Source organism: Faecalibacterium prausnitzii (genome assembly GCF_003287405.1).
GTDB lineage: Bacteria > Bacillota > Clostridia > Oscillospirales > Ruminococcaceae > Faecalibacterium > Faecalibacterium intestinale.
In genome coordinates, this window is record NZ_PRLD01000014.1 from 23,205 (window position 1) to 37,944 (window position 14,740).

15 protein-coding genes are annotated in these 14,740 nt (G+C 59.0%); 10 read left to right on the top strand and 5 right to left on the bottom strand.

The annotated features are described in order from the left end of the window. Nucleotides 1–70: 70 nt before the first annotated feature. The 6 genes from C4N24_RS12360 (at nucleotide 71) to C4N24_RS12385 (ending at nucleotide 5,891) form a co-directional block, all read left to right on the top strand. Complete coding sequence (locus C4N24_RS12360) at nucleotides 71–406, top strand: ArsR/SmtB family transcription factor (RefSeq protein ID WP_112091660.1); 336 nt, start codon at nucleotides 71–73, stop codon at nucleotides 404–406. 41 nt (nucleotides 407–447) lie between these two features. Further along, nucleotides 448–669, top strand: a complete 222-nt coding sequence (locus C4N24_RS12365) for a cation transporter (RefSeq protein ID WP_015537588.1) — start codon at nucleotides 448–450, stop codon at nucleotides 667–669. A 258-nt stretch (nucleotides 670–927) separates the two neighbouring features. Then, nucleotides 928–2,811 (top strand): heavy metal translocating P-type ATPase, encoded by a 1,884-nt coding sequence (locus C4N24_RS12370; RefSeq protein WP_112091661.1) that lies wholly within the window; start codon nucleotides 928–930, stop codon nucleotides 2,809–2,811. A 366-nt stretch (nucleotides 2,812–3,177) separates the two neighbouring features. Beyond that, nucleotides 3,178–4,458, top strand: coding sequence for an SLC13 family permease (locus tag C4N24_RS12375; protein ID WP_112091662.1), 1,281 nt, complete (start codon nucleotides 3,178–3,180; stop codon nucleotides 4,456–4,458). Between the two features lie 15 nt (nucleotides 4,459–4,473). Beyond that, nucleotides 4,474–4,821 (top strand): 2-dehydro-3-deoxyphosphogluconate aldolase, encoded by a 348-nt coding sequence (locus C4N24_RS12380; protein WP_112091663.1) that lies wholly within the window; start codon nucleotides 4,474–4,476, stop codon nucleotides 4,819–4,821. A 95-nt stretch (nucleotides 4,822–4,916) separates the two neighbouring features. Beyond that, entirely contained in the window at nucleotides 4,917–5,891 is a 975-nt protein-coding gene (locus C4N24_RS12385) for a calcium/sodium antiporter (protein WP_112091664.1), read from the top strand. Nucleotides 5,892–5,964: 73 nt separating this feature from the next. Here the strand turns inward: C4N24_RS12385 and C4N24_RS12390 are convergent, their stop codons facing one another. From C4N24_RS12390 to C4N24_RS12400, 3 genes are all read right to left on the bottom strand, one after another. Beyond that, nucleotides 5,965–6,423 (bottom strand): hypothetical protein, encoded by a 459-nt coding sequence (locus C4N24_RS12390; RefSeq protein WP_112091665.1) that lies wholly within the window; start codon nucleotides 6,421–6,423, stop codon nucleotides 5,965–5,967. Between the two features lie 28 nt (nucleotides 6,424–6,451). Then, nucleotides 6,452–7,414 carry a TIGR03943 family putative permease subunit gene (locus C4N24_RS12395; RefSeq protein ID WP_005921643.1) on the bottom strand — a complete coding sequence of 321 codons (963 nt, stop codon included), beginning with the start codon at nucleotides 7,412–7,414 and terminating at the stop codon, nucleotides 6,452–6,454. Nucleotides 7,415–7,495: 81 nt separating this feature from the next. After that, nucleotides 7,496–8,710, bottom strand: a complete 1,215-nt coding sequence (locus C4N24_RS12400) for a GTP-binding protein (RefSeq protein ID WP_112091666.1) — start codon at nucleotides 8,708–8,710, stop codon at nucleotides 7,496–7,498. 661 nt (nucleotides 8,711–9,371) lie between these two features. Between C4N24_RS12400 and C4N24_RS12405 the strand changes: the two genes are divergently transcribed. The 4 genes from C4N24_RS12405 to C4N24_RS12420 all read left to right on the top strand — a co-directional run bounded on the left by C4N24_RS12405 (nucleotide 9,372) and on the right by C4N24_RS12420 (nucleotide 12,804). Next, nucleotides 9,372–11,171: an aminopeptidase P family N-terminal domain-containing protein gene (locus C4N24_RS12405; protein WP_112091667.1), complete on the top strand. Its 1,800-nt coding sequence runs from the start codon at nucleotides 9,372–9,374 to the stop codon at nucleotides 11,169–11,171. Between the two features lie 185 nt (nucleotides 11,172–11,356). Next, nucleotides 11,357–11,716, top strand: coding sequence for a type II toxin-antitoxin system RelE/ParE family toxin (locus C4N24_RS12410; protein WP_112091668.1), 360 nt, complete (start codon nucleotides 11,357–11,359; stop codon nucleotides 11,714–11,716). Further along, nucleotides 11,713–12,003, top strand: coding sequence for a helix-turn-helix domain-containing protein (locus tag C4N24_RS12415; protein ID WP_112091669.1), 291 nt, complete (start codon nucleotides 11,713–11,715; stop codon nucleotides 12,001–12,003). The genes C4N24_RS12410 and C4N24_RS12415 overlap by 4 nt, the downstream gene beginning before the upstream one ends. 81 nt (nucleotides 12,004–12,084) lie before the next feature. Then, complete coding sequence (locus C4N24_RS12420) at nucleotides 12,085–12,804, top strand: LytR/AlgR family response regulator transcription factor (RefSeq protein ID WP_112091670.1); 720 nt, start codon at nucleotides 12,085–12,087, stop codon at nucleotides 12,802–12,804. A gap of 127 nt (nucleotides 12,805–12,931) precedes the next feature. On the opposite strand, the gene C4N24_RS12425 is transcribed toward C4N24_RS12420, so the two are convergent. Both C4N24_RS12425 and C4N24_RS12430 read right to left on the bottom strand, forming a co-directional pair. Then, entirely contained in the window at nucleotides 12,932–13,954 is a 1,023-nt protein-coding gene (locus C4N24_RS12425; RefSeq protein ID WP_112091671.1) for a glycosyltransferase, read from the bottom strand. 92 nt (nucleotides 13,955–14,046) lie between these two features. Then, the gene (locus tag C4N24_RS12430) at nucleotides 14,047–14,697 is read right to left on the bottom strand and encodes an HAD family hydrolase (protein ID WP_112091672.1); all 651 of its coding nucleotides are present in this window, start codon (nucleotides 14,695–14,697) and stop codon (nucleotides 14,047–14,049) included. Nucleotides 14,698–14,740: the final 43 nt, after the last annotated feature.

The following is a 14,740-nucleotide window of genomic DNA, read 5'->3' on the forward strand; positions in this document are numbered from 1 at the left end:
GGGGCTGTCTGCGTGTTATCATGAACACATGAACAGATGCTCATGTATCGAAACGAAGGGGGAGGACAGCATGACCGGTCTAGAACAAGCCGCACCGGAAAAGGAAAAGCAGCCGGTGGAGATGCCGGATGACGAGGTGCTGTACGAGCTGGCAGATCTGTTCCGCGTGTTCGGCGATTCCACCCGCATCAAAATTTTGTATGCCTTACATGACAGCGAACTTTGCGTGCAGGATATCGCGGACGCCGTGCAGCTGAGCCAGTCTGCCGTCAGCCACCAGCTGCGGGTGCTCAAGGACTCCAAGCTTGTGCGCTTCCGGCGGGAAGGCAAAACTGTTTTCTACGCACTGGACGATGACCATGTGCGCAGCATCCTCTCCATGGGGATGGACCATATCGAAGAATGACCGGGCACACGCCCGCACAAAAAGAAAGGCTGGTACTTATTATGAAAAAGACCTACAAGATCGAAGTGGACTGCGCCAACTGCGCCCAGAAGATGGAGGATGCCGCCAACACCGTAGCTGGTGTGGAAAAGGCTACCGTCAGCTTTATGACCCAGAAGATGAAGGTGGAGTTCGCCGAGGGTGCCGACCCCCACGCCACCATGGAGAACGTGCTGTCTGCCTGCAAGAAGGTAGAGGACGACTGCGAGATCTTTGATATCTGATGTGCGGCAAAGCTCTCCCGGTCGGTACGGACTGGGGGAGTTTTTCTGTGGAAAAATCCGCCACTTTTCAACAATTTCCACCGGGTTTTCAACACGCTTTGCGAAAAAAGAGAAAAAGAAGCGTGGAAAAGCGCTTTTTTACAGGAAAACTGTGTGGAAAACGCGGGTAAAACTGTGGAATACCCATTTTTCGCTGAAAAACTTGTGGAAAACCACCCGTTTTTCACCCGATGCACCCCAAAACGAGGAGCGTTGCTTATGAACAAGAAACAAAAAAAGACCCTTGAGCGCATCCTGATCGCTGTGGCGCTGGTGATCGTGCTCAAGCTTTTGCCCGCCCTGCCCATGCCGGTGGAGCTGGCGCTCTACTGCATCCCCTACCTTGTGGTGGGCTGGGATGTGCTGCGCAAGGCGCTGAAGGGCATCAAGAACCGCCAGCCCTTTGACGAGTGCTTCCTGATGGCAGTTGCCACCGTGGGCGCGTTTGCGCTGGGCGATTATGTGGAGGGCTGCGCCGTTATCATCTTCTACCAGATCGGTGAGCTGTTCCAGAGCGTGGCGGTGGGCAAGAGCCGCCAGAGCATTGCCAGCCTGATGGATATCCGCCCGGACTACGCCAATATTGAGGACGAGGACGGCAAGCTGGAACAGGTAGACCCGGATGATGTCGAGGTGGGCACCGTCATCGTGGTGCAGCCCGGCGAGCGGGTGCCCATTGACGGCGTCATCGTGGAGGGCAGTTCCGCCCTGAACACTGCCGCCCTGACCGGCGAAAGCCTGCCCCGTGACGTGAACGCCGGGGACGAGGTCATCAGCGGCTGCGTGAACATGACCGGCCTGCTGAAAGTGCGCACCACCAAGGAATTTGGCGAATCCACCGTCTCTAAAATTCTCGACCTTGTGGAAAATTCCAGCATGAAAAAGGCCCGGGCGGAAAACTTTATCACCCGCTTTGCCCGGGTGTACACCCCCGCCGTCTGCTACGGCGCACTGGCGCTGGCTTTCCTGCCGCCGGTGGTGCTGCTGCTTATGGGACAGCCCGCCCGCTTTGGCGATTGGGTCTACCGCGCTTTGACCTTCCTTGTCATCAGCTGCCCCTGTGCGCTGGTCATCTCCATCCCGCTGAGCTTCTTCGGCGGCATCGGCGGCGCTTCCTCCTGCGGCATCCTCATCAAGGGCTCTACCTATCTGGAAGAGCTGGCAAGCACCGGCGTTGTGGTGTTCGATAAGACCGGCACCCTGACGCAGGGTGCATTTAAGGTCACTGGCATCCACCCCGCCGAGGGCGTGACCGACGCTGCACTGGTGGAAGCCGCCGCGCTGGCGGAAAGCTGGTCCAAGCACCCCATCTCTCTGAGCATCAAGGCTGCCTATGGCAAGCCCATCGACGCCGCCCGGGTCACAGACGTGCAGGAACTGGGCGGTCATGGCGTGACCGCGAAGGTAGATGGCAAGACCGTTGCCGCCGGTAACGCCCGCCTGATGGAAAAGCTGGGCATCACCGTGCCCGCCGTAGAGGGCGTGGGCACCATCGTGCACGTTGCCGTAGAGGGCAGCTATGCGGGCTATCTGCTGATTGCGGACGTGGTAAAGCCCCACAGCGCCGATGCCATCTGCGCTTTGAAGGCTTCCGGCGTGCGCAAGACGGTCATGCTGACTGGCGATGCACAGCCGGTGGCGCAGGCGGTGGCGCAGCAGCTGGGTCTGGACGAGTACCACGCCGGTCTTTTGCCCGGCGACAAGGTAGACCAGATCGAAAAGCTGCTTGCCGCAAAGCAGCCCAAGGAGAACCTTGCCTTTGTGGGTGACGGCATCAACGATGCGCCGGTGCTGTCCCGCGCAGACGTGGGCATCGCCATGGGTGCGCTGGGTTCGGACGCCGCCATCGAAGCCGCAGACGTGGTGCTGATGGATGACGACCCCGCCAAGATCGCGCTTGCCATGCGCATTGCCCGCCGCACCCTGCGCATCGTGCACCAGAACATCGTGTTCGCACTGGGCATCAAGGCGCTGTGCCTGCTGCTGGGTGCACTGGGCATTGCCGGAATGTGGGCAGCCATCTTTGCGGACGTGGGCGTGATGGTCATTGCCGTGCTCAACGCTACCCGCGCCCTATATACCAAAGACCTTGCCGGAAAGTAATTGGCAGGGATTGCATCTTCAGCAAAAAGAATATTTTTTGAGGTTCAGGAAGGTCTGCGGACTTTTCTGGACCTCTTTTTTTAACAGAAGCAGCCGTGCAGCGGGGGATCTTTCTGCTGTCCGTTTCAAAAAGCGACGAATCAGCCAAAACTAACCGCAATGTGTTTCAAGAAGTAACATATTGCGACAAGAAAATTGAACAAACTCTGAATATGTTTCAAAAAAGAACGCAACAAACCAAAAAATGATTGTGACGCACAGCGGAAAACTATATACTTTTAATCAAGAAAGCCGCAGCAGAATTGTGCAAAGGGTCGGGCTCTTGCGCAACAGGTACTGCGGACACAAAAAAGGAGGACACGTTCTATGACACTTCCCATGATCATTGCTCTGGCAGTGACTGTCCTCATGATCATCCTGATCATGGTGGATAAACTGCCCTTCGGTGCACCCCCGCTGCTGGCACTGCTGCTGCTGGTGGTGTTCGGCGTCACCGACATCAAGACCGCCTTCGGCGGCTTCGCAAACCCCACCATCGTCATGCTGGCATCCTTCATGGCCATCATCGCGGCTCTGCAGAAGACCAGCTTCATCGTCAAGTTCAAGCAGACCATGTTCAACATGGCCAGCAAGGGCGGCTTTAAGGCATACGTCCTGCTGATCCTCATTGTTATGCTGGGCTGCAGCCTGTTCGGCACCGGTTCCACCGCCTACTATGTGCTGGTCATCGGCCTGCTGTCCACTCTGCCCTACTCCAAGCAGCTGCCCCCGTCCAAGGTGCTGATGCCTGCGGGCTTTGCAGCAAACCATCCCCTGCTGCCCTTCAACACCGCTCTGCAGTACGGCATCGTCATCGCCGTTCTGCAAAGCGCAGGCGTTGCGGCAAACGTCAATCTGGTCAAGTTCTCTCTGGTCAACCTGTGCCTGTCCATCGGCTTCCTGGTGTGGTGCATCCTGGCTTACAAGATCATGCCTGACCACCCCATTGCCGAGGCCAAGGAAGAGGCTCTCCACGCCGGTGAGCAGAAGGTTGCCCTGACCAAGAATCAGGAGCTCATCACCTACTTCAGCTTTGTGCTCGCCGTTGTGGGCATGATCCTGCAGAGCAAGATCGGTGACGCAGGCTACGCCATCACCGGTCTGGCCGTGGGCGTCATCCTGATCTCCGGCGTTATGGACTTCAACGAGATCCGCAACTCCATCAGCGCACCCATCATCCTGATGTCCGCAGGCGTCATCGGCATCGCCGATGCTCTGGGCAACACCGGCCTGACCAGTCTGGTGGGCGAGACCGTTGCCAAGATGCTGGGCACCAACGTCAACCCCTTCGTGCTGATCTTCGCTTTCTGCATCCTGACCAGCCTGCTGGCAACCCTGACCGGTTCCACCATCGGCACCGTGTACGTCTTTGCTCCCATGGCCATTGCCACCTGCGTCAATCTGGGTCTGGACCCCACCGCAGCCGCTGCCGCTATCGTGGTCTCCGGCTGGTGCGGACACTTCCTGCCCATTGACGGTATGCCCGCCATGATCATGGGCGCCGGTGACTACAAGATCACCGAGTTCTGGAAGTTCACCATTCCGCAGTATTTCATCCGTCTGCTGGCGCTGACGGTGGGCGCTGTGCTGATCTTCCCCATGAAGTAACAGGAGAAACACCAAATGAAAAACACGTTTGAGCTGGAGCACGTCGGCATCAACACCGACAACGCAGGCGAGGCCGAGCAGCTGGCGCTGCTGCTGTGCAAGCTGTTCAACTTAGAGCCCCGCCACGGACAGAAGTCCGAGTTTGCCGGCAACTATTTCGAGTGCATGAAGAGCCCATTTCTGGGCAAGAACGGCCACATCGCAATGCGCACCCCCGACCTGAAGGCTGCGATGGAGGAGCTGGAGGAAAATGGCTTTAGCTTCCGCATGGAGACTGCTGCCTATTTTGAGGACGGCCGTATCAAGAACGTATATCTTGACGGCGAGTACGGCGGCTTTGCCATCCACATCATGCAGAAATAACGCCAACTGACCGATCTTGTGCAGAACCGGGGATGGAGCGATCCGTTCCCGGTTCTGCAGGTTCATGCCCCGCGAAAATTCAGAGGAGAAAAATTATGCTGGTTCCTGTATTGTTATTTATCGTCGGTCTGCTGTTCCTGATCAAGGGCGGCGACTGGTTCGTGGACGGTGCTTCGGCACTGGCACGGCGGTTCCACCTGCCGGAGCTGCTCATCGGTGCAACGGTGGTGTCCATCGGCACCACCCTGCCGGAGGTCATGGTATCCACCATGTCCGCTGTCTCCGGCCATGGTGAGATCGCCTACGGCAACGCCATCGGCTCGGTCATCTGCAACTCTGCCCTGATTGCCGCCATCACCATCGCCGTCCGTCCGGGCAAGGTAGACCCCAAGACCCTGCGGGTGCCGGTAGCCTTCTTCTTTGCCGCAGCCGCCATCTACTGCGTGGCTGCCTACGCCATGGGCGAGTTCACCCGCCCGCTGGGCTTTGTGATGCTGGCCATGTTCGTGGCTTACATGGTGGCAAACGTATTGCAGATGAAAAAAGCCCCTGCCGCCGCCGAAGCGGAGGCCGAGGCCGAAAATGCCGGGGAAGAGATGTCCCTTGCCAAAACACTGGTGCTGCTGGTGCTGGGCGCTGTGCTGATCGCACTGGGCGCAAACCTGCTGGTGGATAACGGCACCCTCATCGCACAGGCACTGGGCGTGCCGGAGTCGGTCATTGCGCTGACCTTTGTGGCGCTTGGCACCTCCCTGCCGGAGCTGGTCACTGCCATCACCTCGCTGGTCAAGGGCTGCAGCGATCTGTCCCTTGGCAACATCGTGGGCGCAAACGTGTTCAATCTGGTGCTGGTCAGCGGCGTGTCCGTCACGCTGGCACCCTTCACCGTGCCGCAGAGCTCTACTTTGTTCGGCATCAATTCCAGCCTTGTGCTGGAGATCCCGGTCATGCTGGCTGTCATGGCGATCATGACCCTTCCCGCACTGAAGCGCGGCAAGCTGTCCCGTGCGCAGGGCATTATCCTGCTGTGCATCTACGCCGCCTTCTGCGCCATCCAGTTTACCATGTGACATTCCCGGAGATACTTCCTGAAAAAAGGCTGCTGCACTTTCGTGCAGCAGCCTTTTTGTGGTTCTCTGGTTTTCAGCCCTTGCAGCCCTGTTCCTCCCAGTCGCCGAAATCGTTGGCATCGGCGATCTTGGTGGCGTCGATCTTGCCGTTCTCGTCCCTGGGGGCAACGGCGGGGCCGGCCTCCACGGGGTTGGCGTTCGGAGCTTCGGGGTCGTACACCGGGCGCTCTTTGGCGGTCTCCGGCTGGGTCTGGGGTGCGTTCTCAGCAGGGGCGGGTGCTTCCGGTGCGGCTTCCTCGGCAGCTTCTGCGGCGGCATCGGCAGCCTTCGCCTCTTCCTTGGCTTCAGCTTCCGCGTAGGCTTCGGCGGTCTTTTCGGCCTCCTCGGCGGTCTTTTCGGCTTCCTCCGGGAACTCGACCTCCTCCACATGGAGCGGGTCTTTCTGGTTCAGGATCTTGTCCAGCACCACGATGGCAGCGCCGGTGACGGCCACGGCAGCAGCCGTGCCAAGAATACGGAACAGAGTTTTCATACCAGAACCTCCTTGTTATAAAGAAACGTTAAGAGAACGTTACGACCTCTTCCAGGGGCTTTTCGGCGGGCTCCACCGACACGGCGGTCAGCACCGGGCCCTTGCCCCGGTAGATGTTGTGGAACTTGTACCCCACCTTGGCGGTCACCCGCACCCATGCGCGCTGCTCCAGCGCCTTGTAGCCATCGTAGCTGCAGGGGAAGCCCACAAACTGGATGTCCTGCACGCAGCAGGTCATGGCAAAGCGGCCGGGCACAAAGCTGTTTTTGCCGGCGCGGTTGGTCTGGCAGACCTGTGCCAGAAAACGCACCGTCTTGCCGGTGTACTTCTGGGGCTCGTCCTGACAATCCATGTACCAGATGCCGAAATCGTCATCCGGGATGTCGATGGGGTCGGCGTTGATATCAAAGGGCAGCGGGTCGGGGATATCATCGTAGGCTACGCTGCCGTCCTTGAACTCGTAGGCGATATCGCACTTGCGGGAGGCCTGCCGCACCAGCTTGTGCAGCTCCTGCCGGGCGTCATCGTTGTTCACGGCTTCGGCGCGGTTGAACACGATCAGCTCGCTGCGGGCGATCTTGTCCAGCATCAGGCTGCGCATGGAGTTGTCGCGGGCGTAGGTCAGGGCGGTGGTGCCGTCGGCGGTGGCGATGCACTGGTACACCAGCCAGTTCTCGGGCAGGGCATCCGCTAAATCCTGCAGCAGCCACATTCCGTTGTACTCGATGACCACGCGGCCTGCGTCTGCTTCCTTGCCCAGCTTTGCAAGGTTCTGGGGATTCAGCTCGGACTTATCCTCCAGCACCTTCACGGTCACGCCGGGAAAGGCGAACTTCTTCTCGTTGTACTCCTCTTCGCCCTCCTCGCAGATCAGCAGCAGGGTCTTGTCGCCGGAGTCGAAATTGGGGTCTTCAAAGGTCTCCTGAATAAACTTGGTCTTGCCGCTTTCCAGAAAGCCCACAAACAGGTAGACCGGGATCTCTTTTGCCATAATAAATGGTTGCTCCTTTTATCAATGATAGGCGCCCCCCTTGGGGGAGCTGGCAATGCCGTCAGGCATTGACTGATGGGGTCAGCAGCCGAACAGCTGGGCGATGGCGGTCTCGTTCAGCTTGGAGCCGATGACCACCAGCTTGCCGCCCACGTCTGCGCTGCGGCTGCGCACTTCCCACTCGCCGGGCACATAGTCGAACTCCAGCCAGCCGTCTGCGCCGCCGTCCACGATGCCCTTGCTGCGCAGGATCATGCCGTAATTGCCGGTATCCAGCTCGGTGAGGGCGTGCTCCACTTCAGCCTTGGTGAACTTGCGGGCAGTCTCCACGCCCCAGCTGGTGAACACTTCATCGGCGTGGTGGTCGTGATGATGATGACCGCAGCAGCAGTGGTCATCATGGTCATGCTCGTCATGATCATGGTGATGATGCTCATGCTCGTGCTCGTCATCATCTTCATCATGATCGTGGTGGTGACCGCAGCAGCAATGGTCATCATGATCGTGCTCGTCGTGGTCGTGGTGATGATGCTCATCCTCATCGTCGTCATCGTCGTCATGGTCATGATGATGGCCGCAGCTGCACACACCGTTCTCATGGTCGTGATGATGGTGATGCTCGTGCTCTTCTTCCTCGTCCTCGTGGGCGTGCTCCTCGTTGGCCTTGGCAGCCATGGCGATCAGCTCGGCCTTGAAGTCGTCCTTGGTGGACATGGCTTTCAAGATCTGCTCACCGGTCAGGTGATCCCATGCGGTGGTCACGATGGTGGCGGTGGGGTTCTTTTCGCGCAGCATTGCCACGGCAGCGGCGATCTTTTCCTCGCTGGCGGTCTGGGTGCGGCTGAGCAGGATGCAGCTTGCATGGCTGATCTGGTCATCGTAGAACTCGCCGAAGTTCTTCATATACATCTTGACCTTGTTCACATCGGCCACGGTGACAAAGCTGTTCAGCTGCACGTCCAGATGCTCGGCCACGCCCTCCACGGCGCGGGTCACATCACTCAGCTTGCCAACGCCGGACGGCTCGATGACGATGCGGTCGGGGTGGTACTGCTCCACCACCTGCTGCAGAGCGGTGCGGAAATCGCCCACCAGAGAGCAGCAGATGCAGCCGGCGTTCAGCTCGTTGATCTGGATGCCGCTTTCCTTCAGGAAACCGCCGTCAATGCCGATCTCGCCGAACTCGTTCTCGATCAGCACCACCTGCTGGCCTGCAAAGGCTTCGGTGATCAGTTTTTTGATCAGGGTGGTTTTGCCGGCGCCAAGGAAGCCGGAGAAGATATCGATTTTAGTCATGTTCCAAATGCCTCTTTCTTTTTATCGCAATATTCGCAATTGTTAGCGCAAAGGGCCGCAGAGTGCTGACCCATAAAAATACTACACCTCTATTATAACAAGGCTGTCAATGGGAAACCGGCCTTTTTCAAGAAAAAATTGTAACTTTTTTTGCAAATTGACGGCGTTTTACCCCCTCAGGCACGGCTTTGCCGTGCCAGATTCCCCCTTTTGTCGCTACGCGACATCTTCCCCCGGCCGGGGGAAGTCAGCCCTCAAGGGGACGCCTTTGCGCTATGCCGGGAAGTTTACCGTCACCGCTGAAGCCGTCCCCTTGGGGAAGGTGGCTGCGACCAGCGGGAGCAGACGGAAGGGGTGCTCTCTCCCGGCAGCGGGCTCGCCCTCTCCGTCATTGCTGACGCAATGCCACCTCTCCCAAAGGGAGAGACTCTGGCGAAACCGCACACTTTGCAGTTCAACCGGAAACTATACCGCCATGCCAAGGGCTCTCCCTTTGGGAGAGCTGTCACCGAAGGTGACTGAGAGGGCGAGGATGCTGCCCGCAGAGCGCATTCCAAATCGTCCCCGCATTGCATTCTTCCCCGCAGAATGATACAATAGCAGCAGCAAACCATCGCCGCCGGACGTTTTTCCGGCAAATGACAGAAAGAGGGCTTTTGTTATGAGTATGAACACAGTTCCCGAGCGTCTGGCCGCGCTGCGTGCCGCTATGAAGGCAAACGGCGTGGACGTCTATCTGATCCCGGTGGGCGACCCGCATTCCAGCGAGTATCTGCCCGACCACTACACCTCCCTGACCTACTTTTCCGGCTTCCACGGTGAGAACTCCAACTTTGTGGTCACTATGACCGAGAGCGCCGTCTGGGCAGACGGCCGGTACTTTGTGCAGGCAGAGAAAGAGATCGCCGGCACCGAGATCCAGCTGATGCGCATGGGCGAGCCGGGCGTGCCCACCGCCGAGGAATACTGCGGCAAGGTGCTGCCCGAGGGCGGCACGCTGGGTCTGTGCGGTCTGACCGCCAACTGTGCGCTGGTCAACAACCTGAAAAAAGAGCTGGAGCCCAAGCACGGCAGCATCAAGACCCTGTTCCTGGAGGACGAGCTGTGGGTGGAGGGACGCCCTGCCCGCCCGGCTACCCCGGCATGGATCTTACCCAAGGAGTACGCAGGCTTCTCCCCGGCAGAAAAGCTGGAGCAGCTGCGCGCAAAGCTGAAGGAGCAGGGCTGCACCGCCCAGCTGGTTGGCAAGCTGGATAATCTGGCTTGGCTTTTGAACCTGCGCGCCATGGATATCGAGTGCACCCCCTACGCCATGGCCTACTGCTATGTTACCCCCAGCCGTGCCGTGCTGTTCATCAATCAGGCACGGGTCACCCCGGAGGCAAAGGCAGAGCTGGAAGCCAACGGCGTGACGCTGGCCGACTACGACAGCATTCTGGACGTGATGGCCGCCGAGACCGAGCCGCAGACTGTGCTGGCCGAGAGCGCTACTGTGAACTACGCCGTGTATCAGGTGTTGGAAAACAACCCCGCCCTGACCGTGAAGGACGCCGCCGACCCCCTGCTTGCCATGAAGGGCGTGAAGAACGAGGTGGAGCTGGCGCACCTGCGCGAGTCCCATCTGCGGGACGCCGTGGCCATGGTGCGGTTCCAGATCGAGCTGGAGAACCGTCTGGCTTCCGGCGAACAGCTGACCGAGCTGACCGTGGACGAGATCTTGCACAAGTACCGCAGCGCGGATGACAAGTTCCTTGTGGAAAGCTTTGGTACCATTGCAGCCTACGGCGGCAACGCAGCCATGATGCACTACCACGCCACCCCGGAGGATCACGCCGTCTTGCAGCGCAAGGGCTTTTTGCTGGTGGACAGCGGTGCTACCTACATGGACGGCACCACCGACATCACCCGCACTTACCCGCTGGGCGAGCTGACCGAGGACGAGCGGCTGTTCTATACTTGGACGCTGCAGTGCCACATCGACATCGCCAAGGCCGTCTGGCTGGATTACTGCGACTGCCATATGCTGGACACCATCGCCCGCGAGCCGCTGTGGCGTCACCTCATCAACTACCGCTGCGGCACCGGCCACAGCGTCAGCTTTGTGGGCAACGTCCATGAGGGCCCCCACGCTTTGAACGGCCGCAACACCACCCTGATGCGCCCGGGCATGATCGTCACCGACGAGCCCGGCGTGTACGAAGCCGGCGAGGTGGGCATCCGCATCGAGAACGAGATCGAGTGCTACCACAAGGCCGACAACCAGTACGGCACCTTCCTTGCCTTCCGTCCTATCACCTTTGTGCCCATTGCTACCTCTCCCATCGTGCCCGGCGTGCTGGACAAGGAGCAGATCGCTTGGCTGAACGACTACCACCGCAAGGTGTTCGAGCAGCTGGCACCCCGCCTGACCGAGGACGAGCGCGCATGGCTGGCCGAGAAGTGCGCCGCCATCGGCTGCTGAAAGCAGCTGCCGCTTGTGCGTTGAAGTGTAAACTGCTATAAAAAATCCGAACGGTCTGAATCCTATATGGCACAGGGTTCAGACCGTTTTTTTGTAAAATATCTCTTTACGGCAAAACGTTCCTTGACATTATCGGTTTTATCCGATAAAATATAGATAGAAAGATTCGGTGTGAGGATGTAAAAATGCGGGGATATGATGTTGACTTCTTCATAAGGGAGAATGGCGATTGCCCAGTAAAAGAGTTTTTGCTCTCCCTTGACAAAAAGATGCGGGCAAAGCTTTTGGTGGAACTCGACCTGCTGGAAGAAAACGGTCCCCAGCCCAGAGAGCCCTATTCAAAGCATCTTGAGGACGGGATCTTTGAGCTCCGGGCAAAGCAGGGGTCGGACATCACGCGCGTGCTGTACTTCTTTTTTGTAGGAAAGAAAATCGTCCTTACAAACGGATTCACAAAGAAAACCCAGAAAACACCCCGCGCTGAGATAGCGACCGCGAAAAAATACCGTGCGGAATACATAGAGCGAAAGGAGAGTCTCTCATGAGTGATTTTAGAAAATTCCTTGATGAACAGCTTGAGGACCCGGAGTTCAAGGCTGAATGGGACGCTTTGCAGCCGGAACGCGCACTGGTTCAGGCCATGATCGATGCACGCAAACGCACCGGCATGACGCAGCAGCAGCTGGCAGAAAAAACCGGCATCTCTCAATCCGACATCAGCAAATTCGAAACAGGCGGCGGCAACCCTTCCATCAAGACCTTGCAGCGTCTGGCGGCAGGCATGGGAATGATCCTTCAGGTTGAGTTCAAGCCTGTCACAAGCGCCCACTGAGCTGCGGACACGTTTCCGTTTTGACAGACATTGTTTTTGAAAATTGCGGTAGATCGTCTACCCTGCAAAGGAAACCAAACCATGATCTTTCACATTGCGATATGCAGTCCGGACGGGGCGCTGCGCAGCCGGCTGGAGCACCAGTGCATGGAGTTCTTCGCCCGGCGGGAGGACGCCTGCATCGTGGAGCAGCTGCAAAGCCCGGATGCGCTTTTGCAGCAGGATGCCGCCGGGCTGCGGTACGAGCTGTACCTCATTGAGCTTGCGGCGGTAGCCCGGCCCGAAGGGCTTGCGGCGGCGGCAGAGCTGCGCCGCCGGGGCCGCCGCGCTCCGCTGGCCTTTGTGGCGCGCACCCCGGCCCACGCATACAGCGCCTACCGGGTGGACGCCATGCAGTATCTGCTGCAGCCGGTGCACCAGACGGAGGTCTCTGCCCTGCTCAAGCGGGCGGTGGAGCCGGAATACGGCCCCACACTTACCGTGACCACCGCAGACGGCGTGCGGGCGCTGGCCTATGCCGAGCTTGAATATCTGGAGTGCACCCACCATATCGTGCACTTCCACCTGACCACCGGAGAGGATGTGGCTTCCCTCTCGCTGCGGGTGCCCTTTTCCGCCGTGGCGCAGCCGCTATTGGCAGACGGACGCTTTGTGCAGCCGCACCGCTCCTATGTGGTCAATCTGGAAGCAGTGCAGCTGCTTTCCCCCGGCGAGGTACGGATGCGCAGCGGGGCACGCATTCCCATCCCCCGCGGACGGGAAACCGCCGTCCGGGAAGCCTTCTGCGCCCGGTTGGGATAAAAGCAAAAGCCGCTGCACAGCGTTTGTGCGGCGGCTTTTTTGCTTGACGATATAATTGCCTTTTCACGGGAAAGGCCGTAAAGGCAAACGGCATTTGCGGGTTCAAAGCGTCCCGGCTGTAAATGGCTTATTCTGTCTTATCCCGGGGCTTTTTGCGGCGGGCGTGCTTTTTGGGCTTTCGCCGGGGCTTTTTGCGGGAGGGCTCGGGCTGGACGGAAGCATCGTTCAGGCGGGACACGGCATCCAGCAAAGCGCCCTGCAGGCTGTCCGAGGGCACACCGCTTTCCGAAAAGGCGAACAGGAATTTGTAGATCTGGGGCTGCAGCTCCTCGTACAGTCCAAGGCGGGTGTACACCTCCTTGAACAGCTGAAAGACCTGCGTTTTGTTCTCCACGATCCCGCGCAGGTCGATCTGGGTGTGGCAGATGCTTTTGGGGTTCTGGATATAGTGATACCCGGCATCGGGGATGGAAACGAACACCTCCGCGTGTTCGAGATACCCCATGTTGAAGAGCAGATCCTCTGCCCAATGGACATCGGGCGCAAAGCCAAGCTGGTTTTCCGCGATGATCTCCCGGCGGTAGAGTTTGTTCCACAGCACGCCGTAGTAAAAGGAGGCGGGCTGCTGCATCAGGCGGCGGGCGTAGTCCTCCCGGCTGTAAACGCCCTGCGGCAGAAAGCCGTACTTGTGCACCTCGGTCTTGGGCGCTTCCGGCTCGATGCCCAGCGATTCCTGCAATGTTTCCAGCGCGTGCCCGGTCTTGCTGGAGTTGGAGGGGATCACCATCCAGTACGGGGCGATCACTAGATCCGCGCTGTGCTGCAAGGCGGCCTGCACAAGGTTCTGGGTGTAATCGGGGTCCAGAACATCATCGCTATCCGCAAACTGGATATAGTCGCCCTGCGCAAGGGCAAGCCCGGCGTTCCGCGTGCGGGAAACGCCCTCGTTCTCCTTATCCACCACCACGAGACGGGGATCCTTTGCCCGGAACTGCTCGCAGATGGCAAGGCTGTCGTCCGTAGAGCCATCATTCAACACGATGATCTCCAGCTCCTGATAGGTCTGGCTGCAGATGCTTTCCAGACAGCGGGAAAGCCCCTTCTGGGCGTTGTACACGGGCACGATGATGCTGACGAGCGGATTCGTCATGACAGGGCCTCCTTTTTCACGACAGGATTTGAGTATTATTATTATCATACTCCTGCGCCGCCCGGATTACAAGAGCGCTGCGCTGGGAAATATTACACCTGCGCCCAGTCCAGCGCGGTCCAGTCCGGCAGGAACTGGTCGCATACCCGGCGCAGGGCGGGGGCATCGGCAGCGCTGGTGGTGTCCTGAATGCCTACCAGATAGAAGCCGGCATCGTGGGCAGTCTGGGCGGCGTAAATGGCGTCCTCGCACACGGCGCACCCGGCAGGGCTTGTGCCGCCAAGGCGGTGCAGCGCCTCCATAAAGGGGGCGGGGCTGCTCTTGCTCATCGCGCCCCGTGCTTCGATGTAAAAATCAAAGTATTCGTCGATGCCAAGGCGGGTCAGCACGGCGCGGCACTGGCTGCTCCATGTGTTGGAGCAAATGCACATCCGCGCGCCCTCGGCCCGCAGCCGGGCAAGGGTGTCCCGCACGCCGGGCTTCAGTTCCACCTTCTCGTACAGCTGGGCGATCACCTCGCGCATTACGTCCAGATAGCCGTTCCTGTCCAGCGGCAGCGCATATTCCCGGATGAGGTACTGTGCGCCGTCCTCCATGCCCATGGTCAGCAAGGTCTCGTGCAGGTCTGCCTTCGGGGTGCGGCCAAAGCGCGCCAGCAGCGCCTCCGGGGCACCCTCCCATACTACCACCATGCTGTCGGTCAGGGTGCCGTCCATATCAAAGATCCATTGTTTGCAGTGCATACTTTCCTCCTGTTGTGCGCCCCTCCGGGCCGCAGTGATACAC